The sequence below is a fragment of the Natranaerovirga pectinivora genome, assembly GCF_004342165.1.
In the GTDB taxonomy this organism is placed as follows: Bacteria; Bacillota; Clostridia; order Lachnospirales; family DSM-24629; genus Natranaerovirga; species Natranaerovirga pectinivora.
On the sequence record NZ_SMAL01000002.1, the window covers coordinates 303,475 to 328,582 of the forward strand.

Here is a 25,108-nt window from a genome sequence, read left to right on the forward strand (position 1 = left end):
ATGGTGAAGGATATGATTAAAAAAAGCATCATAATGAGCATTATTTTATTATTGGTATATGGTTTGTATAATATCGAAATGACCAATAGTAAAAAAGATCAAAAAATGGAAGAAAATACAAATCCTATTGTTTTTAGATTAGCAGAAACCATGCCTAAAGATCATCCTTCTGCTCAAGCATCTCAATACTTTGCCAACTTAGTAAATGAAAAATCAGAGGGGAAAATTAATATAAAGGTTTATTATGATGGAAAATTAGGGAATCCCAAAGAAATATTAGAGCAAATCCAATTTGGTGGAATTGCTATGGCTAGGGTAAATGGCCTTGAGCTAGTTGAAATGGTAACAGATTTGGAATATTTTTTAAAACCACAAATATATAATAATGCAGATGATTTAATGGGTTGGATAGAATATAATCAAGATAATATCATTGATAGGACGCAGATGGAAAGGATAACACCTTTGGTATGGTATTATCCAGATTTAAGATGTTTTTATAGTGATAAAATATCTTTTAGGAATGTGTTAAAATTCCAAAATAAAAAAATACAGACAGCACCTTCTTCTATAATGAAAAATGCTATGAAAACCTTAGGTGCCCAAGCTGTTGATTCAATAATGGCAGATACCTATAAATCTTTAAGTACAGGGTATATTGATGGGGGAGAAGCAACCTTATCTGAGTTTGTTCTAAGTAACCACTACCATTATATTAAACATATAACATTAAGTGAATACATTTTAGTGCCTGATGTTTTGATTATAAACACAGGGACTTTTGCGATGTTAGACAAACAAGACAGAGATTTGATACAAGAATGTGCAGAAGAAACTTATAAGTATCATAAAGAGGTATTAAAAGATTTTCAAGTACAATGGATTAATACACTAAGATTTGAAAAAGATTTATTTATAGAAAATAAAAGTTTTAAAGAAGAGATGAATCACCTTTTTAGCTCAAGTTCAGGTGGTGAGTAAATGATATTAAAAAGATGGATTGAAGTCTTAAAATTTTCATTAAGTGCCAAATTAAATTTTATAATGGGTATTATTGTTTGTCTTTTCATTGTTTTCTCTATTTACAACAATGCTTTATTAGATAGATTCAGTACAGAACACGAAAAAAGAGTAAATCTATATAATTCTATATTAGAATTAAAGCATACATTTAATAATAGTGATATAGCTATTAATGAATATTTTAGAAGTGGTAATCGGACCAATCTTGCAGAATTTAACAACCTATCAAATAATGTAAGAATAATATTAGTAGAACTATCTTATAAAATGGAAAGTGATGAACAAATCTACTTATTACAGAGTATTGATAATTCATTTAAATCCTATTATAGTGAAAGCTCTAATGCGTCATTTTTGTACAATAGAAATAATTATGAGTATTATGATAAAATGTTTTATGCGCATAAAATAAATAAGTACTTATTGAGATATTCTGATGAATTGCTTGAATTGGTTTTGGAGGAAAGTGTCATAGCTAACACAAAATTAACCAATATGCAAAAGGTTTTAAGTTTTTGGAATGGCGTTGTTATTGTATCATTGGTATTCTTTTTCTTAAGTTGTATCACGTATATTAATGTGAATGTTACCAAGCCATTAAATGCACTTTCAAATCAAGCTAAAGAAATTTCTAGAGGGAATTTTAATGTTAAAGTAGAAGTGAAGAATTCACAAAATACAATTGGTATTTTATCTAAAGCTTTTAATGGAATGGTAAAAAATATTAAAGAGATGATGGAAAGCATTCAAGAAAATATAAAAGTAGAAAAGCAACTGTTAGAGGAACAAAGGAAAAATGTGGAATACAAAGAATTGTTAAATCAAGCAACTTTTTTAGCATTGCAAACACAAACCAATCCCCATTTTTTATTTAATACGCTTAATAGCATTAGTAGAACAATAACTTTTGGTAAAAATGATCAAGCAATAAAAATGATTGATTCATTGGCAACATTATTAAGATATAATTTAGAAGATGCAGAAGTATCGGTAACTTTAGAAGAAGAAATTAATATAACAAAAGAATATTTGAATATACAAAAGTTTAGATTTTCTGATCGAATACAAGCTGAAATTTTATGTGAAGATGATATAGAGAAAACATTAATGATACCAAGATTTACCCTACAACCTTTAGTAGAAAATGCAATTATTCATGGACTAGAACCTAAAGAAGAAGGTGGGAAAATCAGAATCATTGTTAAAAGAGAAGGTCACCATGGCATCATTAAAATTATTGATAACGGGTTAGGTATATCAAAAAGCAAACTAGAAAAAATAAAGAATAATACAATAGAAGGACCTACTAAAAGTATTGGCCTTAAAAACACACAACAAAGAATTCAGATATTTACTGGGTGTGAGCAATCCTTTCAAATTAAAAGTAAAGAGAAGATGGGAACAATTGTTAAGATATCTTTATTGTTAACGGAGGAAAACGATGTATAAATTATTAATTGCAGATGATGAAGCTCTTGAAAGAGAGGCGTTGAAATACTTTGTAACCCAATCTGAATTAGAAATTAGTTCAATTATTGAAAGTGCTACAGGTACAGAAACCGTTAAGAAAGTTTTGTTAGAAAAGCCAGACATTATATTGTTAGATATAAATATGCCAGGGCTAAATGGATTAGAGGCTCTTGAAAGAATTCAAGTAGCAAATGATAAAACAAAAGTTATTTTTTCTACAGCATATAATTATTTTGAATATGCAATTAAGGCATTGCAATTGGGTGCAATGGATTTTATGGTTAAACCTGTAAAACAGGAACAAGTTATTACTATATTGAATAAAGCAATTGATCAACTTGATGGTGAAAAAGAAAAAAAATCACAGAATCTAAAAATAAATGAAATGATTGAATATATGGGGAAAAAAATTGTTCGTGAATTGATATGTGGCAATATCACTGAAGATGTATTGTTTTACCTTGAAGCTATGAATATAGGATTGGATAGTAGTGGAAACTGCTTTTTTATTCGACTTGAAGAAGAGTTTCGAGTTAGTGAACAGAAAAGAGTTGTAATAACTTTAAAAAAAGAATTTGAAAATATTGGATGTAAGACTTTATTAAACTGGAAAAATAATACATTAACAATACTTATGTTTAATCAAAAAGATATATCAAATGACCTTATAGATACTGTAATGAAAAAATTATTATTTACAGTGCTTAAAAAACATAACTTAGTTTATTCTATAGGAATTGGGTTGCCATTTGAAGAAATTAGTCAAATAGAAGAAAGTTATAATTATGCTAGAAGTACAATAGGTGATTTACCTGTTCAAGAAATTGAAAAAGAACAAGAGTATGATGGACCAACTGGAGTTAAAGAAATATGTGAATTTATTGAAGAAAACTATAACTCTAAGATTAATTTAGATGATATTGCTAATGCCGCTGGTTTTAGTAAATATCATATAAGCAGAATATTTAAACAACATATGGGAACAACAATTATTGATTATTTAACACAGAAGAGGATTAATAAAGCGAGAGAATTATTAAAAGAAGGCAATTATAGCATAAAGCAAATTAGTTCAATGGTGGGTTATTCAGATCCTAATTATTTTACATGGACGTTTAAAAAAATAGAAGGGGTATCTCCTGTAAAGTATCGTTATAAATAGAGTAACAGATTGTGTTTTAATTCGACACTATGTTACAATATGCTTTATTCTGGTTTATTGGGACGATTGGAAAATTTTACCCCTATTGCATTAATGGTTCCTAAAGCTTGGAGAAATGGGATGTAATTAAAAAAAACTTCTATGCCATAGATTACATGAATAAAAGAAAAGTTAAAACACAAAACTAAACAGTAAGAATTCTTATATTTATAATTACCTTTTAATTTGCTACTAAATATGTTTTAAGGAGGAAATTAATGTTTTGTTATAAATGTGGAAATGAAATAGATGATGAAGCAGAAATATGTACTCAATGTGGTGTAAGAGTTAAAGAATTACCAGAGCCTAAGAAAAAAAATACCTTTGGCATATGGGGGTTTGTATTAGCAGGTATAGGATTTTTTATACCTATTATATTTTTAGATTTGCTTACAAGTATAGCAGGGGTAGGGTTGTCAACTGTAGGCTTATTAAAAAAAGATGAAGGCAAGGGTTTTGCCATAGCAGGTCTTGTAATAGGTATACTTGGTATTATTGCTGCATTAGTATTATTGATTACTGAGCCTGAGTTTTATTCTGAATTATGGTAAAATAGTATTGAAAAGTAGGACTTAGAGCCTGCTTTTTTTTGTATAAGTTATATGATTTCAGTTTTTAAATCATTGTGTTATAATATAAAAATATAATTTTGAACCTTTATAAGATAACTAGAAGGAGATGTCATATGAATCAATTAAAGTATAATATTCAAAGGATAAATAAGTTTAATGTATCATTAACATGGATTTTTTCTGTGGTGCTAACAGTTCAAGCCTTTTTTATTACAGGAATGGATAGAGGTGTTGCTGTACTTGTAACCACTTTAGCTGCATCAATTGTTGCCACAACTGTTTTGGTGCTAAAATTGAAAGATAAAATAGCAGCAATTATAATACCCCTTTGCCCTGCTATAGCAGGTACTGTTCTAGCGATTCAAGATGGAGGATCCTTAAGGATCTTTGTAGTATATTTAGTTGGGTCTTGTATGGCTGGGTTGTATTTTAATAAGAAATCTCTTTTAATATATACAATTGCCCTTGATGGTGTTTTTATCTTGTCTTATTTTGTATTGAATAAACCATTAATGGGAGAGTATATTTCTAGTACAGAAGCATTGATCCAGTTTGGAATGATGCATGTGGGAATTACTGTTCTTTATTTTCTAGCAAAATGGGGCAATGAATATTTAGAGATAGCATCTAAAAACGAAAAAGAGGCTATAAATCTACTAGAAGAATTACAAAGCACATTTGATGTTATTGAAGAAACAGCTGTCACTTTAAACAATAATATTGGTAGCTTCCTAGACAATATAGAAAAAGTATCCCAAATAAGTGATTCCATAACAAAAGGAACGTTTGAAATTGCAAAAGGGACAGAAGAACAAACACATTCAATGTCTACAATACATACAATGATGCAAAAATCTTATAATAAGTTGGAACATACCCTTATACAATCAAAATCAGTAGAAAATGTATCGCAAGATGTAGGTAAAATAGTATTAGAGAATGAGATAGAGATTAAAGCTCTTAACAATGGGATGAAGACTATTAGTTCTGCTGTTGAAAGCGGATTACAAACAGTTAGTGAGTTAGGAGAAAACTTAGTGCTTATTACAAAGTTTCTTTCCTCTATAACCAATATTGCAGAACAAACAAATTTATTAGCGTTAAATGCAGCGATAGAAGCTGCACGAGCAGGGGAGGCAGGTAAAGGATTTGCTGTAGTTGCTGATGAAATTCGAAAGTTATCAGAAGAAAGTAATAAAACTGCAAATGAAATAGGTAATATAATTAATATTTTGCATCAAAAAGCAAATGCTGCTATAGAGACTACTCAAAAAGGACATAAAGCAATAACAGAAGGAAGTATAGGGGTAAATAGATTAAATGAAAGCATTGAAAGTATGACCAGATCTTTTTCAGGGATGGAGAAGTTTCTTCAAGAACAATTTAATTCAATAGAGGAAATGACAAGGTTATTTAATGATATGGAGAGCCACCTTGAAAGCAATGCTGCTATAATGGAAGAACATGCTGCAACTACAGAAGAAATAACAGTGACAATGGATGAACAAAATAATAATATAGGAGAAATGGTTAATATTATTATTAGTATTAAAAAAATGAGTGAACAAATGAAAAGCAAAATTAGTATAAGATAAGGGTTTTCCATAATTGATAAGCAATCTCATATATGTCAGGAGGAATAATGTATGGAAACGCAACAGACAAAGATGAAATGCTATTATTTAGGGAAAACATACCCATTAGATGTAAAAATAGATCCATCCACAAGGAAGGTAATCATAGAATTTGATGGAAAAAAATTTTTATGTACAAGCCCACAGGAGGGAGAAATAGACCTATCTATTGCCCTTCAAAGTTTTTATATAAAAACAAGTCGAAAATTAATAGAAGAACGATTAAAATTATATCAGTCTCAATTTAAAGTAAAATATAAATCTTATTCCATAGAAAACGATTCATCCAAATGGGGAAGCTGTAGTTCAAAAAGGCATTTAACCTTTAATTGGAAGTTAATAATGTTTCCCATAGAGGCAATAGATTATGTTGTTATCCATGAACTCTGTCATTTGATTCATTTGAATCATGATCGATCTTTTTGGAGGTTGGTAGGTAAGGTTTGTCCTAATTATAAAGAAGCTATGGCTATACTCGGGACGGAAAAAACAAGAGATATGTAATATACAAATAAAAAAGAAATTAAAAAAACTCTACTAATCACAGTAGAGTTTTTTTGATAATAAATATTGACAAAAATGGTTATAATGTATATATTATATATATACATTATAAAAGGAGAGGTTAAGTGAATATAATTATTAGCAATTCAAGTGGAAAGCCAATATATGAACAAATAGCTTCTCAAATCAAAAATATGATTATTATAGGAGAGCTAAAAGCAGGGGATGCTCTTCCTTCTATGAGAGTTCTTGCTACTGAATTAAGAATTAGTGTTATAACCACCAAACGTGCCTATGAAGAATTAGAACGTGAGGGATTTATTGAATCATTTACTGGGAAAGGAAGTTTTGTAGCGAATAAAAACATGGCGTTTATAAAAGAAGAAAAGCTTCGTAACATTGAAGAGTATATGCATAAAAGTGTTGAATCAGCCAATGTTTGTGGTATTGAACTTAAGGAATTAATAGAAATGTTAACATTAATTTATAAGGGAGAGTAGAAAAAGTGGGTAATATTCTAGAATTAAAAGACATCTCAAAAGAGTACGAAGGGTTTAAGTTAGACAATATCAACATTACATTACCTAGTGGCTATATTATGGGCTTTATTGGAGAGAATGGGGCAGGAAAAAGCACAACCATTAAAGTCATCTTAGATTTGATTCATAAAGATAGCGGTACTGTTAAAATACTAGGCAAAGACAGTAAAGAACTAAAGCTTGTAAAAGAAGATATAGGTGTTGTTATGGATGAAAGTTATCTACCAGAAACCCTTAATCTTAAAGAAGTTAATTTAATAATGAAGAATGTCTACAAAAAATGGGATAAGGAGGTCTTTAAATCTTACATTGATCGTTTTAATCTACCAAATAATAAAACAATCAAAGACTACTCTCGTGGTATGAAAATGAAACTGGCAATAAGCATAGCCCTTTCGCATGATCCTAAACTACTTATCCTAGATGAAGCAACCAGTGGCTTGGACCCTATGGTTAGAGATGAAATACTTGATGTTTTTTTAGAGTTTATAAGAGATGAACAACATTCAATTTTCATTTCTTCACATATTATAAGTGATTTAGAAAAGGTTTGTGATTACATTACATTAATCCATAAAGGAAAAATTGTTTTCACAGAAGAAAAAGATAATTTGCTTGAAAAGTACGGTATCCTAAAATGTTCACACTCAGAATTTGAAAAGATCAATAAAGAAAATGTAAAAGGGGTTAGAAAGAATCAGTTTGGAGTAGAAGCATTAGTACTTAAGAGAAAAATATCTGGGAAATATGTGATTGATCCAGCAAATATCGAAGATATTATGTTATATCATATAAAGGAGAGGGTTCAATGATAGGATTGCTTTTAAAAGATTTAATAACTTTAAAAGATCAAGGAAAAATGATTATTGTTTTACTCGTATTTTATTCTTTTATTGCAGTAGGTAGTGGCAATAATTTAATGTTCGGAATGATGATTGCAATTTTATGCGCCATGCTGCCTATTACAGTTATGGGGTTTGATGAAAAAGCAAAATGGGATAAGTATGCATTGTCCATGCCTATATCTAGATTTGAAGTTGTTATGAGTAAGTATCTTCTTGGTATATGCTTTTTTATTCTCGGGTTTGTTGTAAATGTAATATTTAATCTTTTTACAACTTCACAAGGATTAATGGATATTGTAGAAATGTCATTAGGTGTAGTAGGAATAGGTGTCATTTACCTATGTTTTGTATTGCCTTTATTATTCAAATTTGGGGTAGAAAAAGGCAGGTTTTTTTTGATGTTGGTCATGTTTATTCCATTGGGGATAGGGATACTCTTAAATAAACTTGGTTTTGTGATGCCGCCGAAAGAAACGATAGATACAATGATGGCTTTTATACCCTTATTAAGTATTATTATATTTTTTTGCTCTATAGGCCTTTCTTATAGTATATACAGTAAAAAAGAGTTGTAAAGCCTTAATTAGAGTCGATATTTTATACCAGTGACTAAATAAAAGGAGAGATTTTATGGCAATAGTAGAAGTTACAGTTATACCTGTTGGAACTGGCAGTACCAGTGTAAGTCAATACGTAGCAAAGTGTCAAAAGGTTCTTGAACTAGAAAAAGAAATACAATATCAACTTACACCAATGGGAACAGTAATAGAAGGGGAACTTGATGTTTTATTTAATGTTCTTAAAAAGTTGCATGAAGTGCCTTTTTCAGAAGGAGCACAAAGAGTCGTAACATCTATGAGGATTGATGATAGAAGAGATAAAAAAGGGTCTATGGATCAAAAGATACGATCTGTAAAAGAAAAGTTATAAAGTAAAAAGCCACTGATAAAAATTTGTGTCAGTGGCTTTTTATATGGAGATTATTTTTACAATTATAGAAGGAGTGAACTCTTTTAAATCCAAGTATTCCTATTAGGTCTATTTGAAGAAATGGTTTCCATTATTTTATGAACCAATGCCATATGAGGATAATTACCATCAGCAGCTTGTACAGCGGCAGCTACTTGAGCAGGATTGTTTAGCCCTAAAACAACAGTAGAAACCATAGGGTGTGCCAAACAGAATTTAATACCAAAAGTTTCCCAATTCATATCCATATCAAGTATAAGTTCTTGAACTTCCATAGTGGAGAAAAATTGAGACATTTCTGTTTCAATCAGATTATAATATGCAACAATAGCATCATATTTGCCACTATTGATGGCAACATCTGCAAAACCAGGTGTCATAGGAAAAGAGGATAAATACCCAACTTTGCCTTCTTTTTTTAATTGGCTAAAAACATCTTCCCTCTCTTCAACAACTTCAGGAAATTTAGATATTCTTTTTGGATTGCCTTCTACGTGAAAGACATCTTTTTGTGGTACCCCTCTTTGTAAATGTTGGACCTAATTATTCAACATGTTTTACAATGCAATTAACTTAAAAACAGTACAAAAAAAAACTAAAAGGGGCCAATAAAAGCAAAATATGCACAATAATTGCAGTAATAAGCGTTGAATTAAAGTTTTAGGTATATTAAAATTAACTTATAACCATTTAGTTACTCAAGAGTATAAATGAATAAGAGTGAAATAACAACATTGCTATAGAAAATACAATTTATTGGAGGTAATATTATGATTCGTTTTAGTGCTACAATAACAGCTCAATATGATACAGGATTTTCTCCATTTTTGGCAAAGGATTATGACAAATCTTTAGACTGGTTACAAACAAGTGGTTTTGATGCTGCTGAAATATGTATTTCTAATTATGAGAATATAGATCCTAATAAAATTAAAAGGGATTTAGATAAAAGAGGATTGGATTGTTCAACAATTTCAACGGGTCAATCCCGTACATTAGAGAATATTTCTCTAATTCACGAAGATATAAATGCTAGAAAAAAAGCTCAGGAAAGAATGAAAGAGCATATTGATGCAGCAAGCATCTTAGGAAGTAAAGTAACCCTTGGATTATTAAGAGGACTTGGAGATAGTTCCCTGGTAGATGAGCAAAAAATCATATTAGCAAAGAGCTTAGAGCCAATTATTGCTCACGCAGAAGAAAAGAAAGTAACGATTATATTAGAGCCAATTAACAGATACGAGACAGTAATGTTAAATTCGGCTCAGGATACAGTAAATTACATAAAAAATGATTTAGGCAATCCCAATTGCATAGGAATTCTATGGGATGTATTTCATGCAAATATAGAGGATGTTAGTTTTGAAAGTGCAATTGATATAATGGGAGAAAAATTGAAGCATGTTCATCTTGCAGATTCTAATAGAATGTTCCCAGGGCATGGACATATTGATTTTGAAAAGATTTATAAAAAACTTGTAAAGGTTGGTTATAACCAGTACATGTCCTTTGAATGTCTAAACCAACCATTAATAGATAGCGTTATAAATGAATCAAAAGACTTTATTCAGTCATTGAAGTCAATGTCAGTTTAAGGAGAAGATGATTACTCAATTAGAGTAGTCATCTTTTTTTATAATTTGGAAAATACATACATATAATAACGGTAGAAATATGATAAGAGGGAGCAAAACTGTGAACAAATATATAGAACTTAAGAATGTAAACAAAGTGTATAAAATGGGTCAAATAGATATAAAGGCTATTGATAATATCTCCTTTTCAATAGGTAAAGGTGAGTTTGTTATAGTGGTAGGGCCTAGTGGTGCAGGAAAAAGTACTGTATTAAATATTCTAGGTGGCATGGATTATTTGAGTAGTGGAGAAATTATAGTTGAAGGCAATGTTATAAGCCAATACAGTTCTAAAAAATTAACCCAATATAGAAGGTTAGATATCGGTTTTGTATTCCAATTTTATAATTTAATACCTAATCTTACAGCTAAAGAAAATGTTGAATTGGCTTTACAGATATGTAAAAACCCTCTAGATGTAGATGAGGTTTTAGATAAAGTAGGACTTAGGGATAGGAAAAATAACTTTCCCGCAGGATTATCAGGAGGAGAACAACAAAGGGTTGCCATTGCAAGAGCCTTAGCTAAAAATCCTAAACTTTTATTATGTGATGAACCTACTGGTGCGTTGGATTATGAAACCGGAAAATCTATTTTGAAATTGTTATATGATACTTGCAAAAGAATGGGCATGACAGTTGTTGTCATTACACATAACCTTGCAATTACACCTATGGCAGATAAAATTATAAAAATAAAAAATGGAAGTGTGGATGATATTTTAATCAATAGTAATCCAACGCCAATTGAAGAAATAGAGTGGTAGAATATATGAAAAATAAAACATTATTAAAAGACACTTATAGAGAGATTAAGGGTAATTTAAGCAGATTTCTTTCTATTTTTGCAATCGTTGCACTTGGTGCATCTTTTTTTGCAGGAATAAAAGTTACTGGATTAGATATGAAAATTACCGCAAATAAGTATTTTAATGATTATAAATTAATGGATATAAGACTTGTTTCTACATTAGGATTTACTGATGATGATGTTGATATATTAGAAGAAATGAATGGTATTGAGGGTATAATGCCTACTCATATCACAGATACACTGGTGAGTATAGAGGATAAAGAACTTGTTGTGAAAGTATTTTCATTGCCCTTAGAAAGAAATATTGAAGATGAGTCTTATATTAATCGAACAAAAATAGTTGAAGGTAGATACCCAGAAAATCCTAATGAAGGGGTAGTTGAAAGACATAAGATTCACGGTAGTGGATTGGAGATAGGATCAGTAATTCATTTATCCTTAGAAGAGGATGAAGATATAAAAGGAACTCTTAAAAATAATGAATTTACCATTGTTGGCATAGTGGATACACCCTATTTTATCTCTTTTGAACGTGGACCAAGTACAATTGGTAAAGGTAAAGTCGATACCTTTATTATGATACCAGAAGAAAATTTTTCATTGCCTGTATATACAGATATTTTTATAACTGTAAGTGGTGCAAGAGATGTTTTAAGTTTTAATGAGGAATATAAAGAAATCATAGATTCTATAAAAGAAGAAATCTTAGAGGTCAGTAGTGAAAGGGGTTTTCCTTGGATTGTTTTAGACAGAGATACGAATCCAGGGTTTGTTGATTATGGGCAAGCAGCAGACAAAATGGATGCATTGGCTCAAGTTTTTCCTGTAATCTTTTTTTTAGTAGCAGCGTTGGTATCTTTAACCACAATGACGCGGTTAGTAGATGAGCAAAGAACTTATATTGGTGTATTTAAGGCGCTTGGTTTTAGTAATATGTATATTGCTTCCAAGTATTTCTTGTATGCCTTAATTGCCAGTTTAAGTGGTAGTTTATTAGGGGTAATAATTGGATTTAAGCTTTTTCCAACGGTCATTTTTAATGCTTATGCAATTATGTACACATTGCCTCCTGTTATAACAGTATTTGATTATAATTATGCTTTAATGGCTGTTTTGGGGAGTGTTCTTACAACAACTATTGCAACTTTATTGGCATGTTATAAAGAACTTACAGCAACAGCCGCATTGCTCATTAGACCCAAATCACCTAAAGTTGGTAAAACAATATTATTAGAGAGAATTACTTTTATTTGGAAACGATTTAATTTTATTCATAAAATAACGGCTAGAAATATTTTTAGGTATAAAAAAAGATTTCTGATGACTGTTTTTGGAATTGGTGGATGTAGTGCATTATTACTTACAGGTTTTGGATTAAAAGACTCTATCTCTGATATTGTTAGAAAACAATATGAAGAAATAGCTAGGTATAATTTAATCATTAGTTTAAGAGAAGAATTAGATACTGTTGAAGGCGTTGGTTTTTTAGGAGAAGTTGATAATGAGATTTTAAATTACCTACCTGTAAAAGAAGGTAATGTTAATGTAGGTTATAAGGATACTGAAAAAAATATAGCATTATTAGTACCAGAAGATAATAACAAGTTAGAAGAATTTATTCTGTTACAAAATAGAATTTCTAAGGAAAGAGTGTCCCTTAGTGATAATGGGGTTATTTTAACAGAAAAATTAGCAAAGGATTTAGGGGTGACACCTGGGGGTGAGATTTATTTTCTTGATTCTTTGAATAATAGAACTTCTGTAGTGGTTGATGGGATTGTAGAGAATTATGTGTTTCATTATGCGTATATGTCACCTGTTTTGTATGAAACGTTATTTGATGAGGCGCCTTTGTATAATGAACTATTAGTTCAGACAGTAGCGGGTGATGAGGCTTTTGAGAATAGATTGTCTAGTCAGTTGATTAAGGAAACTGAAGTGTCTAATGTTATTTTTACTTCTGAGCTTAAGGGTAACTTTAATGATATTATTGGTAGTTTGAATTATGTTGTTTTGGTTTTAATTGTTTCGGCTGGTGCACTGGCTTTTGTTGTCCTTTATAATTTGACTAATATTAATATTAGTGAGAGACAGAGGGAGATTGCGACCATTAAGGTTTTGGGGTTTTATAATAATGAAGTGTCAGCTTATGTGTATAGGGAGAATTTGGTTTTGACCATTATCGGGGGTGTTTTAGGGTTAGTAATTGGGTTTTATTTGCATCGGTTTACTGTTTTGACTTCTGAGGTGGATTATGTGATGTTTGGTCGGGATATTGGGGTTATGAGTTATTTTAATGCTTTTGTTTTGACTTTGGGGTTTTCTTGTTTTGTTAATTTTGTTATGTATTTTAGATTGAGGGGGATTGGGATGATTGAGTCGCTTAAGTCTATTGAATGATTGGGGGAGTTGCTTAGGGGTCGTCAATGGGTTATGTAATTTATCCCCTTACACCAAATAAATTCTATACTCTAAGCTATATAAAAAGATATATCTCTTAAAGCAGGAAAACTCGCTTTGCTCAGACATTCTTGCTTTTTTACAGAGCTATTTCTTTTTATATAGCAAGAGTATTTACGAATTTAATTGGGAAAGTAAGGGGATAAATTACATAATCCATTGACTCTGTCGTGGCTTCCTTTGATTCTGATAATAAATAAACTGAGGCTCGTGTTACTCGCCATTTCTGGTTTCTTATTTTTGTAATAACTTCGGCTCGCTTTGCTTGCCATTTCTGGTTTCTTTATTTATGTAATAAGATTCTGTTAATTGAATTAGATATTTCAATTATGGGATTTTATGGTATAATGTTAGTATCATTATTTTAGGGAGGGATTTTTGTGATGGGTAAGAAAGTTACAGGTATTATTTTGGTTTTTTTAGGTCTTGGCTTTTTTCTTCAACAAGCAGATATTATTGAGTTTGGTCAATTGGCTTCTAATTATTGGCCACTGGTATTAATAGTAGTTGGTGTAGTTCAATTACTGAGAAACCAAGTTTCTTACATTGGTGGTATTATTATGATTTTGGTAGGGGGATTATTGCAAGCTAATAAGCTGGATATTCTTCCTAATGATTTGTCCGGGTATATTTGGCCTGTTGTTCTTATTTTAGCGGGTGTGTGGTTCTTGTTTTCTAAAATTGGGAATAATATGGTTGAAGCAGATGAAGAAGATAAGCTTAATAATATGGCTATTTTTGCTGGTGTGGAGACGAAGAATTGTTCTCATCAGTTTAAAGGTGGTAGTGTTACAGCAATTTTTGGTGGTGCTGAGATTGATTTAAGAGGTGCTGCGTTATCTTCTGAAGGTGCGACCCTTGAATTGACTGCTGCTTTTGGTGGTATTGCGATTAGAGTGCCAAGGGATTGGAGAGTTGTTGCTACTGGTGTTCCTATTTTTGGTGGTTGGGAGAATTCTACTAAAATAGAAGGGAACGAATTGGATATTAAGACCATTAATATTAAATGTTTTGCTGCTTTTGGTGGTATTGAAATCTCTAATTAATTGATATCTATTGTTTTTAAGAGGAAAAAATGGTATATATATAAGCATAAATCTTTAATGGGTTTATGCTTTTTACTTTGTTATAGTATACATAGAAGGAGTATCATAATATGAAAACACAAAAATTAACTTTATCAGCTTTATTAATAGCTATAGGGACTTTACTTGGAAGTGTTATTTATATTCCAGTAGGTGTAGCAAAATGTTTTCCAATACAGCATACGATTAATGTTATTTCTGCTGTTGTGTTAGGACCTTTTTATGCAGTTCTAAATGCATTTATTATTTCTTTGCTACGAAATATCCTTGGTAGAGGTACTTTATTGGCTTTTCCAGGAAGTATGGTTGGAGCTTTATTAGCAGGAGTATTATATTATAAATATAGAAAGACATTGATAGCTGTTATAGGTGAAATCATAGGGACAGGTATTATAGGCGGGCTTTTGGCATTTCCTATTGCAAAGTTTATTATGGGAAGAGAAGTCCTTGCCTTTGCTTTTGTCATTCCATTTTTAGTAAGTACCATTGGTGGTAGCTTAATTGCATACTTTATTTTATTATCTACTAAGCAATACATTAGGAGGTATATCAGATGAAAAAGGCATTAACCATAGCAGGTTCAGATACTTGTGGCGGTGCAGGTATACAAGCAGATTTAAAAACATTTTCAGCCCATGGTGTATATGGAATGAGTGTTATTACAGCAGTAACCGCACAAAATACTCAAGGGGTTTTTGGCGTATTAGATGTAACAGTTGACATAATTGAAAAGCAAATAGATGCTATTTTTGATGATATTGATGTAGATGCAGTTAAGATTGGAATGGTTTCTCAAACAGATACCATTAAAACTATTGCTAGTACTTTAAAAAAGTACAGTACTAAAAATATTGTATTAGATCCAGTAATGATTTCAAAAAGTGGTTATGATTTATTAAAGCCAGAAGCAAAGGAAGCATTAATCAGCGAGTTAATCCCTTTGGCAACCATTATTACCCCTAATGCACCAGAAGCAGAAGTTATTACAGGAATAAAGATAGAGTCTATTCAAGACATGGAAGAAGCAGCTAAAAAAATATATGATTTAGGTGTTGAGAATGTCCTTGTCAAAGGGGGGCATTTGTCTTTAGAAAGTAAAGAAGCCATAGATGTGTTATATAATGGGCAAGATTTTAGATACTATAAGTCACCTATTATTGAAACAAAAAACACCCACGGTACAGGATGTACCCTTTCATCGGCCATTGCCTCAAATTTAGCATTAGGTAATAATATTGAAAGATCAGTTGAACTAGCAAAATCTTATATAACAATAGCAATAGAAAATTCATTTTCAATTGGAAAAGGTGTTGGACCTACCCATCATTTTTATGAACTTTATAAGAAAGCGGGATTATTAAGTGAATAATATTCTTGAACAATGTGGTGATTTGTTAATAAAAGTTAGAGAGAAGCAACCACTTATACATCATATTACCAATTATGTAACCATGAATGATTGTGCCAATGTGGTCCTAGCAATAGGTGGGTCGCCTATTATGGCAATGGATAAAAATGAAGTTGAAGAAATTGTCTCTTGTTCTTCAGCTTTGGTTATCAATATGGGTACTTTAAATGAAAACAATGTTCATTCTATGGTTATAGCAGGGAAAAAGGCTAATGAAATTGGTATACCAGTAATTTTAGATCCAGTAGGTGTTGGTGCTACTAATTTTAGAAGACAAACTGTTAGGAAATTATTAGATTCAGTACAGTTTGCTATAATTAAAGGGAATATGTCTGAAATTAAAACCTTAGCGGGCGTTAATGTTACTAGTAAAGGCGTCGATTCCAATACGGATGATATAGGAAAAGAGTTAATTGCTAGAAACCTTGCAAATGAATTAAATACAACAATAGTTATAACTGGGAAAGATGATATTGTTTCCAGGGGCAAGGAGGTTGTTGTAATCCATAATGGTCCTGAATTACTCACTAAAGTTACTGGAACGGGTTGTATGACAACTTCATTAATTGGTGCTTTTGCTAGTGTTGCAGATGACTTTACTATAGGTGGTATAGCAGGGGTCATGCTAATGGGAATAGCTGGGGAGCTAGCTTATAAAATGCTTTTGAAGGATGAAAATGTTGGTAGTTTTAGAGTAAAATTAATGGATTGTATTGCTGAATTTAATGAACAAACTTATATAGACAATGGAAATTATGTAATAGCGGAGAAATAGCTCTCCGCTATTTTATCTTTCAGTTGAGTCTGCTGTTAAAATAATCTAATGATCCCAAGTAAAATAATAATACTACTGGACACTATTTTAAGTTTTTCTTCAGAAATAAAAAAGCTAGTTACTTTTCCAAACCATTGACCTATTTTTAGTAGTGAAAAATTTATTATGTTAGCAAAAAGGAGAAAGATTAAAAAGTTTACTTCTACTGTGGCTAAAGCAAAACCAATCGCTAGGGAGTCAATGGCTAGAGCAGTCCCTATATAAAAAGCTTCTTTTATTTCAATGGTACCTGAATTATCGATATCACTTGCTGCAGATTCTCTTATAACGTCAATAACCAAGTTTAAAAATTTAATTCTAAATTGTTTAATGGGTACCCTCTCTTGATTCGAAGGAAAATTTAGGTCAACAATGGCTTGGATTAAATAAATTAGACCTAAAACAATAAGTAAAAGAGAACTAAAGATTTTCACAGTATTTATTGATATTACTGAAAGAATGACGCCTCCAACAAACCAAGATAATGATAATGATAAACTTGATAATAATAGTATTACGATTAATGAATATAAAGATATTTTTATTTTTTTAATACCATAACTAATGCCAACAGCAAGACTATCCAAACTAACACTCAAAGCAAATAATATAAGCATAGAACTCCTCCTTCCCTACTTCTATAATATGAAAGGGGTTCATAAAGTGAAGCTTGTGTCCTTTCCCTAACAAAAATATAATGTTTGATTTATGTCAGAATATTTATTAAAATAAGTAAGAGAGAGAAAATAGAAAGGGGATATTTATGAAACTAAGAATTGTATCAGCCATTGGATTGCTTGTTTCTTTTTTTATGCCTTGGATTGATTTTGTAGTGATTACATTATCAGGTTTTAATCTTGCTAAATTAAATAGATTAGGACTAAGCCAGACATCACATTTAGAACAGTCTCAGTATTATTCATTTTTATTTTATTTGATTCCAATGTTTTTGGTGATAATTATAGTAGTTGAGTTATCAGGATACTCTACAAAAACTATGGCTGCTTTAGTAAGTATTTTTACTATTTTTAATTTAATATCGTTGGTAAGTTTTGAAAGTTTTGATATGTTTTTAGCATCAATACAAATATTAAAAATTGGGTATTATCTGTCTGTAGGGTTTACTATAGGATTATTGTTATCTTGTGTTTTAAAGATAGAAGATAAAATAAAATCTAGAACAACGGATACACAAAAGGAATATAGAAGGCAAATGAAAGAGTTAAGTTAGAGGAGAGAGAAATAGTATGTATAATCAAGGGTTCAATAAATTTTTCTGGGGAATTTTGCTGAAAATATGCAGGTGCTACCATTAGCAAAACCCCTATTAAAAATATTGATGAATAAGATGGTTTATGATAAACTAAGATTAGAAAGTTTCAAAGGGGGATACTATTGGATAATGAAATGAAACAAATGTTTAATCTGGTTCTTAATAAACTTGATAAAATAGACACACGATTAGATCAAATAGAGCAAAGGCTAGATAAAGTAGAACAAAGATTAGATAAAGTAGAGCAAAGACTAGATAAAGTAGAACAGAGATTAGATAGTCTAGAACATAGAATGGAAAAATTAGAAGACAGAGTGGACCTTATTGAAACCACACAAAAAGAAATGTTTGGTGTGGTCAAAGCTATTGAACATAGTAATTATGTTAGAAAAGCAGAAATAGACAGTATGAATTATAAAATTGCCAATGTAGAAGGTACATTTAATGAAATTAGTGACATAATAGAAAATAGAAAAGCAATTTAAGACTTTAAGGTGGATAAAAGCTTATGAGTCTTATTTTTTTGTGGATAAAGAATATGCTATAATATCCTTTTATAGGGGGATGAACTCATGTTTAACAACCAAACACAACAAGAAGCAATTGATCATAATAAAGGGCCAATGATGGTTTTAGCTGGACCTGGTTCAGGAAAAACCACAGTGATAACATATAGAACGAAAAAACTCATAGAAGAATACAAAGTAACACCAAGAAATATATTGGTTATTACATTTTCTAAGGCTTCTGCAGAGGAAATGAAAGAAAGATTTTTAAATATTTGTGGTGATGACAGTGTGACCTTTGGTACTTTTCACTCGGTTTTTTTTAGAATTATAAGACAAACCCGAATGTATAAAGTTGACAATGTGTTATCAGAAGATAAAAAGTACCCAATACTTTTAAAGATTATTAAAAGTCTAAATGTAGATTATGAAGATGAAAATGAATTGATACATAGTATTTTACAAGAGATCAGTTATATTAAAAGTGAATTAATTGAGATAGAGCACTATCATTCAATAAGCTGTTCCAATGATGTATTTAGAGAAGTGTTTAACATATATGAAAGATTTAAAGAAGAGAGAAACCTAATAGATTTTGACGATATGTTAGAAAAATGCTATCAATTATTAAAAAATGATAAAAGGACCTTAGAATACTGGCAAAAAAAATTCCAATACATTTTAATTGATGAGTTTCAAGATATTAATAGGATTCAATACGAATGCATCAAACTTCTATCAAGGCCAAATAATAACCTATTTGTAGTTGGAGATGATGATCAGGCAATATATGAGTTTAGAGGTGCTAAGCCTGATTTTCTTTTGAACTTTCCAAAGGATTTTGAGAATACTAAGAAAGTGGTTTTGAGTACCAATTACCGTTCTACAAAAGAGATATTAAAAGCCAGCCTAGATGTTATTGATCATAATGAAAGAAGGTACTCTAAGGAACTAGATACACCTAATAAACAGGGTGAAAAGCCTGTTGTATTGACCCATAACACCATTGAAGATGAAGCGGATTATATTATAGAGAGCATTAAGAAAAAATCTAGTAAGATAGCCTTATCAGAGATGGCCATTATATATAGAACCAATATGCAAGGAAGGTTCTTTATTGAAAGATTAATGGATTCCAATATACCCTTTATAGTTAGGGATCAAATGTCTAATATATATGAACACTGGATTGCTAAAGATTTTATTGCTTATTTTACTCTAACTCAAAACATTAAAGACATAGATGCTTTAACAAGAATTATTAATAAGCCTAATCGTTATATTAACAAAGATAATTTAATTTATGCGAAAAAATTCTCGGATAACATATGGGAAGGGTTGTACAATAAGTACAATCATCAAAGTTGGATGGTGGATCGATTAGAAGAATTACAATACCATCTGCAAACTTTAAAAAGATTACCCCCTTATGACGGGATAGAGTACCTTAGAAAAAATATTGGCTATGATGCCTATATCTGCGACTACGCAGAATTTAGAAAAGTAAACGATAAAAATCTTATAGAAATTGCAGTAGAATTACAAGAAAGTGCAAAAAACTATAAATCATTAGATGAATGGTTAAATTATATAGAACATTATACTGTTGAATTAAAAGAGAATTATCAAAATAAAAAGCACAATAAAAATGCATTAACCCTTACCACAATACATAGTGCAAAAGGTTTAGAATTTCATTCCGTTTATTTATGTGGCTGTAATGAAGGCATCTTACCTCACGAAAAGTCTAACGATGAATTAAGTGAAGAAGAAAGAAGACTGTTCTATGTAGGTGTTACACGAGCAAAAGAAGAATTGTATATATCTTCTTTTAAAGAAAGATTTAATAAAAAATTAGAACCATCAAGATATATCCAAGAAATGGTTATGCCAATAACCAATCTTCAAGTTGGCAAGGAAATTAAGCACCAACAATTTGGTATAGGGCGTATAGAAAAGGTAGAAAAAGATATGATTTTTATATTCTTTTATATGTCTAAAAAGCTTGTAAAACTAAGCATATCACATTGTTTGAAAAACAATCTTATAAGTGTATAATTCAATAATAAATTAAAGCCTCCTTTTTTTATGGGAGGCTTTTTTACTTTACAGGAAAGTTCTATTTCCTATTGAAGTAAAAAGCTTGATGCACAAGAACAAAGGTGTTTAGATAAGAAGTTAGCAAATGTTTTTAAGCGTGACGAAGTCACTTTGTTTTTAAGTAAAATATTCTATATGGGCATTATTAAAGTATTTATTAATAGAACCTATAATATGATCTTTCATTTCACCACTAGTGTCTTTAGGATAGACATATTTAAACTTGCCATAAGGTCCCCATTTTAACTGACGGTTTTCATCGGTCATATCCAACTTAGTATTCGGGAATCTTTCTAGTATAAGATCTTTTGCTGTTTGAGTATAACGGTGTTGGATTAACTCAAAAGAAATCTCTTTTTTATAGTTGCGAAGTTTATAACTTAATTGCTGAAGTAAAAAATCGTATTGTTCTTTCCATCCTTCAAATACCATAATAGGGGCAATAATAAAGCCTAAGGGATAACCAGCATCAGCGATTTTAGATGCAGCTATAATTCTCTCATCAAAGTTGGCAGTCCCATGTTCAAAGGAGCTAATTACATATCTAGCATTAATACTGAATCTGAACTTGGTATGGTCATTATGTTTGATGTCTAAAAAAGAATCGACATTATCATATTTTGAAATCACACGTAATCGACCTAGGTCTGACTTTCCAAAGAATTCTATGACTTCCTTAAGATTACCTGTTAAATGCTCAAGGGCGATGGGATCAGTGATACTACCACATTCAAAAGATGTAATATCAGGTGCTTTTAATTTCATATAGTCCTCGAGCACATGAATGATATCTTCAACATTAACAAATAATTTTAAAAAGGGTTTTTCACCTTGAGTGGTTTGAAGATAACAGTATTCACAATGAGCAGGGCAAGAGCTTGATAAATGAAACATATAATCTGCAGAGGGTTGACACTGTTGCAATTTTTTTTGGTTATTGGCTGTGACATAGATTACTTTTTTAGATTGAATGTATTTTTGCTGAATGGTTCCTTCATCAATTTTTACAGAGCGAGATTCAATTAAAGGAACACCTAAAGACTCAAGTTTATCACGAACTTCGATGCCTTTTTGAGTTTTTAAAATTTTAGGATCTATATATGCTAAATCAGGAATAAATGTTTTCATTTTGTTCACCTCTTGATTAGTATTTCAAAAAAAAAAGCAATCAATACAGGTATAATTTGAAGGATTAATTTAGGATAATAGTAAGAGTGCTTGTTATTTCATCGTATATAAATTATAATACAGGAGATAAGAAGTATAACAATGAAATTTATTATGGAGTGTAAACTATGTCAAATAAAAACATTGAACAAATGAAAAAGTTAATAGAAGAAAAGAAAATGAAGAACAAAGATCAAAGTAGTAGTAATGAAAAACCAAGTCAAAAAATTGGAAGTTCTCACAAAGCAATTAAGAGTAAGCGAAAAGGTGGATTTTTTGATAAATAATAATTAGTTATAATATAAAGAGAACAATATGTCTGAACTGACCCCTAAAAGTTAGACCTTAAAAATCTAACTATTGGGAGGTCAGTTTTTTATGGCAAAATATACTTTTGAATTCAAGAAAAAGATTGTATAAGAATATTTAGAAGGCCGGGGTGGAATGGGTTATCTGGCCAAAAAATATGGGTTTTCTAGTAAAACTCAAATACATAAATGGATTAATGGATAGGAAAAAACATCTCCATCTCACAATAGGAATCTGTACATTTTTTCAAATCTAATCTTTGAAAATGAAATGGTTTAGATTGTTTAAAAATAGAATTTGGAAACCACTGTGTAAAAATAAAATTAAAAAGGGAAATTAGTTTTCGTGCATTGATTTCTTCAGGAGGGTGAAACCCTATGTATTTAAAGCAGACAAACTGTGTTGTTGGAATAACATAACCAACCATATCTTTAGGGATATTGTCAATGGTTGTGACTTCTGTTGCAGTGGTGTAATCTAAGTAGTCCCTTTTTTTATTATATTTATCAAAACCAATGAACACTTTAGTGTCTTTTACATTAGGAATTATATGGAGATAGTTGTTACAAAAATCAACAGAGGCTTTTGACACTGCGCCATTACGCCTATCATCTTCAAAACTTATCTGATGTTGTAAACCAACAATAGAAAACTCAGGTTTTAAGAAGAAGACGGGGCTAATTAATAATCCATTATCAAAAGAATAGAAATTATTAATGTCTAACTTATGGGTTATAAATAATTCGCACTTTTCTTTTCTATATTTCGCAGGACTTATTTGAAATTCTTGTTTAAAAGCACGATTAAAAGATTGTTCTTGATTGTAATTATAATCAAGGGCAATTTTTAGTATGCTTAGATCTGTATTTAATAAATCATAGGCACTATAAGATAATTTTCTGCCTCTAACATATTTTATAAGAGATTCAGAGGTAATGCTTTTAAAAACTCTATGTAAGTGAAATTTTGATAAATATGTAATATGAGCTAAGTGGTCTAAATTAATATCTTCTTTTATATGCATTTCTATATAATCAATAACAAATCTTAAGGTCTCTTTATAATCTACAATCAAATAATTCACCTTTTCTAAAAACAGCAAGAACTGTTCAATTATTTATTTAATTTTATTATATTATATATTTATAAATTGTAAAGATAAGGAGGGGCATAGAAATGATGAAAAGACTATTGTTATTAATATTAATAATGATAATTGCAACAGGATGTAACACTAATAAAGGGAGAACAATCATACTAGAAAATGTAACTGTAATTGATGGCAATGGAGGAGAACCATTAGAAGATGCAGTTGTAGTAGTTGAAGGTGAAGTAATCACTTTTGTTGGTAAGGTTTATGACTTTGAAAAACCTGAAAAAGCAGTTACTTATGATTTGCAAGGGGCTACATTACTACCAGGATTTATAAATGCCCATGTACATAACGCCTATAGTAGTAAAAATCTATCTACGTGGGCAAAATCCGGAATAACAACGGTTAGAGATCTTGGATGTAGAATAAAAAATCCATATGAAGTGAGAGGCAAACTTCTAAAGTCTAATAAAAATGCGCGGTTAGTTGCAGCAGGACCTTTTATAACGACTACGCAGGGATATGGAGATTTGGAGGTTAATTCATTAGAAGATGCAGTGGAAACAGTTCAATTATTAATTGATAACAACACGGATCTTATTAAAGTATCATATGAGGATAACTTACAAGGTCAAAGGTGGAATAAATTACCTAAAGAAACATTACAAGCGATTGTATCCTTAGCACATGAAAACAATCTCAGAGTATCAGTCCATGTTAGTCATAGGGGTCAACTGGAAGATGTAATTGATGCTAAAGTAGATGATTTGGCTCATATGGTTATAGATTTATTATCAGATGAATTGATATATAGAATTGTTGAGGAAGAAATTTACTGGGTACCAACACTAGAGCTTTGGAAAGGTGTAAGCGAAGACTATCCTCGTAGTAGCTTTTATATTGATATAGCAAAAAAAAATCTTAAAAAGTTTTATGAAGCAGGGGGGAAAGTAGCACTTGGCACAGATTTTGGAGGGTATCATACACCATTTGAACTAGGAATGCCTATAATGGAGATTAGACTAATGGAAGCAGCAGGAATGACACCTATGGATATTATTGTTTCAGCAACGAAAAACGCAGCGTATGTATGTAATCTTGAAGATGAAATTGGGACAATTGAAGTGGGAAAAATAGCGGATATTTTAATTGTAAAGGGTAATCCACTTGAGGAATTGAATTTTCTGCTAGATGTTAGAATGGTGTTGCGAAATGGGCAGATTATTGTAAATAAAAAATAAAGCAAATAAAAAAGTGAGCAAAAAATAAGTAGCCACTTGGTTAATCCTATTTAAGTGGCTACTTACCATACCCTATTCAATTTAAACATTTGATAATTGTTTCATTCCTTTCAGTGTAACATAACGCTTAAAAACATAAAAATACTAAACGTACTTACAAAATAATATTTTTTTAAAGAGATGGAAATTAAAACTAACTTCACGTTAATACTGAAAATTAATACTGAATAATAAAATACTAAATAATAAAATACTAAATAATAAAATACTAAATAATAAAATACTAAATAATAAAATACTAAAGACTTACTACTTATTACATAATACAATTTAATTCTAATTAACTTTACTTACAAAACAGGTATTAAAAAAACCCAATTTCAAAACAAACTACTGAATACCAAGACTGATAAAACTGTAATAAGTGAATAGGGTATGTAGGAAGAAG

At 30.5% G+C, this 25,108-nt stretch carries 26 protein-coding genes and 1 pseudogene; 23 read left to right on the forward strand and 4 right to left on the reverse strand.

Annotation, left to right across the window (positions count from 1 at the left end):
• Positions 1–12: 12 nt before the first annotated feature.
• From dctP to EDC18_RS03940, 10 genes are all read left to right on the forward strand, one after another.
• Positions 13–981 (forward strand): TRAP transporter substrate-binding protein DctP, encoded by a 969-nt coding sequence (gene dctP / locus EDC18_RS03895; protein WP_165878469.1) that lies wholly within the window; start codon positions 13–15, stop codon positions 979–981.
• Positions 982–2,472 carry a sensor histidine kinase gene (locus tag EDC18_RS03900; RefSeq protein WP_132250497.1) on the forward strand — a complete coding sequence of 497 codons (1,491 nt, stop codon included), beginning with the start codon at positions 982–984 and terminating at the stop codon, positions 2,470–2,472.
• Positions 2,465–3,655, forward strand: coding sequence for a response regulator (locus EDC18_RS03905; RefSeq protein ID WP_132250499.1), 1,191 nt, complete (start codon positions 2,465–2,467; stop codon positions 3,653–3,655). The genes EDC18_RS03900 and EDC18_RS03905 overlap by 8 nt, the downstream gene beginning before the upstream one ends.
• Positions 3,656–3,912: 257 nt before the next feature.
• The gene (locus tag EDC18_RS03910) at positions 3,913–4,245 is read left to right on the forward strand and encodes a zinc-ribbon domain-containing protein (RefSeq protein ID WP_132250501.1); all 333 of its coding nucleotides are present in this window, start codon (positions 3,913–3,915) and stop codon (positions 4,243–4,245) included.
• Positions 4,246–4,379: 134 nt separating this feature from the next.
• Positions 4,380–5,861, forward strand: a complete 1,482-nt coding sequence (locus tag EDC18_RS03915; RefSeq protein ID WP_132250503.1) for a methyl-accepting chemotaxis protein — start codon at positions 4,380–4,382, stop codon at positions 5,859–5,861.
• Positions 5,862–5,912: 51 nt separating this feature from the next.
• Entirely contained in the window at positions 5,913–6,404 is a 492-nt protein-coding gene (locus EDC18_RS03920; protein WP_132250505.1) for a M48 family metallopeptidase, read from the forward strand.
• Positions 6,405–6,529: 125 nt separating this feature from the next.
• Entirely contained in the window at positions 6,530–6,904 is a 375-nt protein-coding gene (locus EDC18_RS03925) for a GntR family transcriptional regulator (RefSeq protein ID WP_132250507.1), read from the forward strand.
• Positions 6,905–6,909: 5 nt separating this feature from the next.
• Entirely contained in the window at positions 6,910–7,755 is an 846-nt protein-coding gene (locus EDC18_RS03930; RefSeq protein ID WP_132250509.1) for an ABC transporter ATP-binding protein, read from the forward strand.
• Positions 7,752–8,363, forward strand: a complete 612-nt coding sequence (locus tag EDC18_RS03935; RefSeq protein WP_132250511.1) for an ABC-2 transporter permease — start codon at positions 7,752–7,754, stop codon at positions 8,361–8,363. The genes EDC18_RS03930 and EDC18_RS03935 overlap by 4 nt, the downstream gene beginning before the upstream one ends.
• A 55-nt stretch (positions 8,364–8,418) precedes the next feature.
• The gene (locus tag EDC18_RS03940) at positions 8,419–8,718 is read left to right on the forward strand and encodes an MTH1187 family thiamine-binding protein (protein ID WP_132250513.1); all 300 of its coding nucleotides are present in this window, start codon (positions 8,419–8,421) and stop codon (positions 8,716–8,718) included.
• Between the two features lie 83 nt (positions 8,719–8,801).
• On the opposite strand, the gene EDC18_RS03945 is transcribed toward EDC18_RS03940, so the two are convergent.
• Positions 8,802–9,137 carry an aldo-keto reductase family protein gene (locus EDC18_RS03945; RefSeq protein ID WP_132250515.1) on the reverse strand — a complete coding sequence of 112 codons (336 nt, stop codon included), beginning with the start codon at positions 9,135–9,137 and terminating at the stop codon, positions 8,802–8,804.
• A gap of 390 nt (positions 9,138–9,527) precedes the next feature.
• Here EDC18_RS03945 and EDC18_RS03950 point away from each other — a divergent pair, with 390 nt between their 5' ends.
• From EDC18_RS03950 to thiM, 7 genes are all read left to right on the forward strand, one after another.
• Positions 9,528–10,352, forward strand: a complete 825-nt coding sequence (locus tag EDC18_RS03950; RefSeq protein WP_132250517.1) for a sugar phosphate isomerase/epimerase family protein — start codon at positions 9,528–9,530, stop codon at positions 10,350–10,352.
• Between the two features lie 100 nt (positions 10,353–10,452).
• The gene (locus EDC18_RS03955; protein ID WP_132250519.1) at positions 10,453–11,157 is read left to right on the forward strand and encodes an ABC transporter ATP-binding protein; all 705 of its coding nucleotides are present in this window, start codon (positions 10,453–10,455) and stop codon (positions 11,155–11,157) included.
• 5 nt (positions 11,158–11,162) lie between these two features.
• On the forward strand, positions 11,163–13,604 hold the full coding sequence (locus EDC18_RS03960) for an ABC transporter permease (RefSeq protein ID WP_132250521.1): 2,442 nt from the start codon (positions 11,163–11,165) through the stop codon (positions 13,602–13,604).
• 443 nt (positions 13,605–14,047) lie between these two features.
• On the forward strand, positions 14,048–14,710 hold the full coding sequence (locus EDC18_RS03965) for a LiaF transmembrane domain-containing protein (protein WP_243115063.1): 663 nt from the start codon (positions 14,048–14,050) through the stop codon (positions 14,708–14,710).
• Between the two features lie 110 nt (positions 14,711–14,820).
• A complete protein-coding gene (thiW, locus tag EDC18_RS03970; protein ID WP_132250525.1) occupies positions 14,821–15,306 on the forward strand; it encodes an energy coupling factor transporter S component ThiW in 486 nt (161 codons plus the stop codon).
• Positions 15,303–16,118 carry a bifunctional hydroxymethylpyrimidine kinase/phosphomethylpyrimidine kinase gene (thiD, locus tag EDC18_RS03975; protein ID WP_132250527.1) on the forward strand — a complete coding sequence of 272 codons (816 nt, stop codon included), beginning with the start codon at positions 15,303–15,305 and terminating at the stop codon, positions 16,116–16,118. Before thiW ends, thiD begins: the two co-directional genes overlap by 4 nt.
• Positions 16,111–16,932: a hydroxyethylthiazole kinase gene (thiM, locus tag EDC18_RS03980; protein WP_207669160.1), complete on the forward strand. Its 822-nt coding sequence runs from the start codon at positions 16,111–16,113 to the stop codon at positions 16,930–16,932. Before thiD ends, thiM begins: the two co-directional genes overlap by 8 nt.
• Before the next feature lie 35 nt (positions 16,933–16,967).
• Here thiM and EDC18_RS03985 read toward each other — a convergent pair whose 3' ends face one another.
• Positions 16,968–17,588, reverse strand: coding sequence for a manganese efflux pump (locus EDC18_RS03985; RefSeq protein ID WP_132250529.1), 621 nt, complete (start codon positions 17,586–17,588; stop codon positions 16,968–16,970).
• A gap of 146 nt (positions 17,589–17,734) precedes the next feature.
• Here EDC18_RS03985 and EDC18_RS03990 point away from each other — a divergent pair, with 146 nt between their 5' ends.
• From EDC18_RS03990 to EDC18_RS04000, 3 genes are all read left to right on the forward strand, one after another.
• On the forward strand, positions 17,735–18,202 hold the full coding sequence (locus EDC18_RS03990) for a hypothetical protein (protein WP_132250531.1): 468 nt from the start codon (positions 17,735–17,737) through the stop codon (positions 18,200–18,202).
• A 164-nt stretch (positions 18,203–18,366) separates the two neighbouring features.
• Positions 18,367–18,729: a M domain protein gene (locus EDC18_RS03995; RefSeq protein ID WP_207669161.1), complete on the forward strand. Its 363-nt coding sequence runs from the start codon at positions 18,367–18,369 to the stop codon at positions 18,727–18,729.
• Between the two features lie 87 nt (positions 18,730–18,816).
• Positions 18,817–20,808: an ATP-dependent helicase gene (locus tag EDC18_RS04000; protein WP_132250533.1), complete on the forward strand. Its 1,992-nt coding sequence runs from the start codon at positions 18,817–18,819 to the stop codon at positions 20,806–20,808.
• Positions 20,809–20,967: 159 nt separating this feature from the next.
• Here EDC18_RS04000 and splB read toward each other — a convergent pair whose 3' ends face one another.
• A complete protein-coding gene (gene splB / locus EDC18_RS04005) occupies positions 20,968–21,978 on the reverse strand; it encodes a spore photoproduct lyase (protein WP_132250535.1) in 1,011 nt (336 codons plus the stop codon).
• A gap of 167 nt (positions 21,979–22,145) precedes the next feature.
• Between splB and EDC18_RS14490 the strand changes: the two genes are divergently transcribed.
• Both EDC18_RS14490 and EDC18_RS14745 read left to right on the forward strand, forming a co-directional pair.
• Positions 22,146–22,304 carry a hypothetical protein gene (locus EDC18_RS14490; RefSeq protein ID WP_165878470.1) on the forward strand — a complete coding sequence of 53 codons (159 nt, stop codon included), beginning with the start codon at positions 22,146–22,148 and terminating at the stop codon, positions 22,302–22,304.
• Between the two features lie 91 nt (positions 22,305–22,395).
• Positions 22,396–22,524: pseudogene (locus tag EDC18_RS14745) on the forward strand (transposase); the annotation flags it as partial.
• Here EDC18_RS14745 and EDC18_RS04010 read toward each other — a convergent pair.
• Positions 22,520–23,350: a helix-turn-helix domain-containing protein gene (locus EDC18_RS04010; RefSeq protein WP_243115064.1), complete on the reverse strand. Its 831-nt coding sequence runs from the start codon at positions 23,348–23,350 to the stop codon at positions 22,520–22,522. The pseudogene EDC18_RS14745 and the gene EDC18_RS04010 sit on opposite strands and share 5 nt — an antisense overlap.
• A 152-nt stretch (positions 23,351–23,502) precedes the next feature.
• Here EDC18_RS04010 and EDC18_RS04015 point away from each other — a divergent pair, with 152 nt between their 5' ends.
• Positions 23,503–24,660: an amidohydrolase family protein gene (locus EDC18_RS04015; RefSeq protein WP_132250539.1), complete on the forward strand. Its 1,158-nt coding sequence runs from the start codon at positions 23,503–23,505 to the stop codon at positions 24,658–24,660.
• Positions 24,661–25,108 lie beyond the last annotated feature (448 nt).

What these genes read in the sequence shown, in the direction of transcription:
- EDC18_RS03910 (WP_132250501.1), top strand. Translation starts at nt 3,913, where the DNA reads ATGTTTTGTTATAAATGTGGAAATGAAATAGATGATGAAGCAGAAATA.
- dctP (WP_165878469.1), top strand. Translation starts at nt 13, where the DNA reads ATGATTAAAAAAAGCATCATAATGAGCATTATTTTATTATTGGTATAT.
- thiW (WP_132250525.1), top strand. Translation starts at nt 14,821, where the DNA reads ATGAAAACACAAAAATTAACTTTATCAGCTTTATTAATAGCTATAGGG.
- EDC18_RS03940 (WP_132250513.1), top strand. Translation starts at nt 8,419, where the DNA reads ATGGCAATAGTAGAAGTTACAGTTATACCTGTTGGAACTGGCAGTACC.
- EDC18_RS03920 (WP_132250505.1), top strand. Translation starts at nt 5,913, where the DNA reads ATGGAAACGCAACAGACAAAGATGAAATGCTATTATTTAGGGAAAACA.
- EDC18_RS03985 (WP_132250529.1), bottom strand. Translation starts at nt 17,588, where the DNA reads ATGCTTATATTATTTGCTTTGAGTGTTAGTTTGGATAGTCTTGCTGTT.
- EDC18_RS03905 (WP_132250499.1), top strand. Translation starts at nt 2,465, where the DNA reads ATGTATAAATTATTAATTGCAGATGATGAAGCTCTTGAAAGAGAGGCG.
- EDC18_RS04015 (WP_132250539.1), top strand. Translation starts at nt 23,503, where the DNA reads ATGATGAAAAGACTATTGTTATTAATATTAATAATGATAATTGCAACA.
- thiD (WP_132250527.1), top strand. Translation starts at nt 15,303, where the DNA reads ATGAAAAAGGCATTAACCATAGCAGGTTCAGATACTTGTGGCGGTGCA.
- EDC18_RS03915 (WP_132250503.1), top strand. Translation starts at nt 4,380, where the DNA reads ATGAATCAATTAAAGTATAATATTCAAAGGATAAATAAGTTTAATGTA.
- EDC18_RS03900 (WP_132250497.1), top strand. Translation starts at nt 982, where the DNA reads ATGATATTAAAAAGATGGATTGAAGTCTTAAAATTTTCATTAAGTGCC.
- EDC18_RS03960 (WP_132250521.1), top strand. Translation starts at nt 11,163, where the DNA reads ATGAAAAATAAAACATTATTAAAAGACACTTATAGAGAGATTAAGGGT.
- splB (WP_132250535.1), bottom strand. Translation starts at nt 21,978, where the DNA reads ATGAAAACATTTATTCCTGATTTAGCATATATAGATCCTAAAATTTTA.
- EDC18_RS14490 (WP_165878470.1), top strand. Translation starts at nt 22,146, where the DNA reads ATGTCAAATAAAAACATTGAACAAATGAAAAAGTTAATAGAAGAAAAG.
- EDC18_RS03935 (WP_132250511.1), top strand. Translation starts at nt 7,752, where the DNA reads ATGATAGGATTGCTTTTAAAAGATTTAATAACTTTAAAAGATCAAGGA.
- EDC18_RS04010 (WP_243115064.1), bottom strand. Translation starts at nt 23,350, where the DNA reads ATGCATATAAAAGAAGATATTAATTTAGACCACTTAGCTCATATTACA.
- EDC18_RS03990 (WP_132250531.1), top strand. Translation starts at nt 17,735, where the DNA reads ATGAAACTAAGAATTGTATCAGCCATTGGATTGCTTGTTTCTTTTTTT.
- EDC18_RS04000 (WP_132250533.1), top strand. Translation starts at nt 18,817, where the DNA reads ATGTTTAACAACCAAACACAACAAGAAGCAATTGATCATAATAAAGGG.
- EDC18_RS03950 (WP_132250517.1), top strand. Translation starts at nt 9,528, where the DNA reads ATGATTCGTTTTAGTGCTACAATAACAGCTCAATATGATACAGGATTT.
- EDC18_RS03965 (WP_243115063.1), top strand. Translation starts at nt 14,048, where the DNA reads ATGGGTAAGAAAGTTACAGGTATTATTTTGGTTTTTTTAGGTCTTGGC.
- EDC18_RS03945 (WP_132250515.1), bottom strand. Translation starts at nt 9,137, where the DNA reads ATGACACCTGGTTTTGCAGATGTTGCCATCAATAGTGGCAAATATGAT.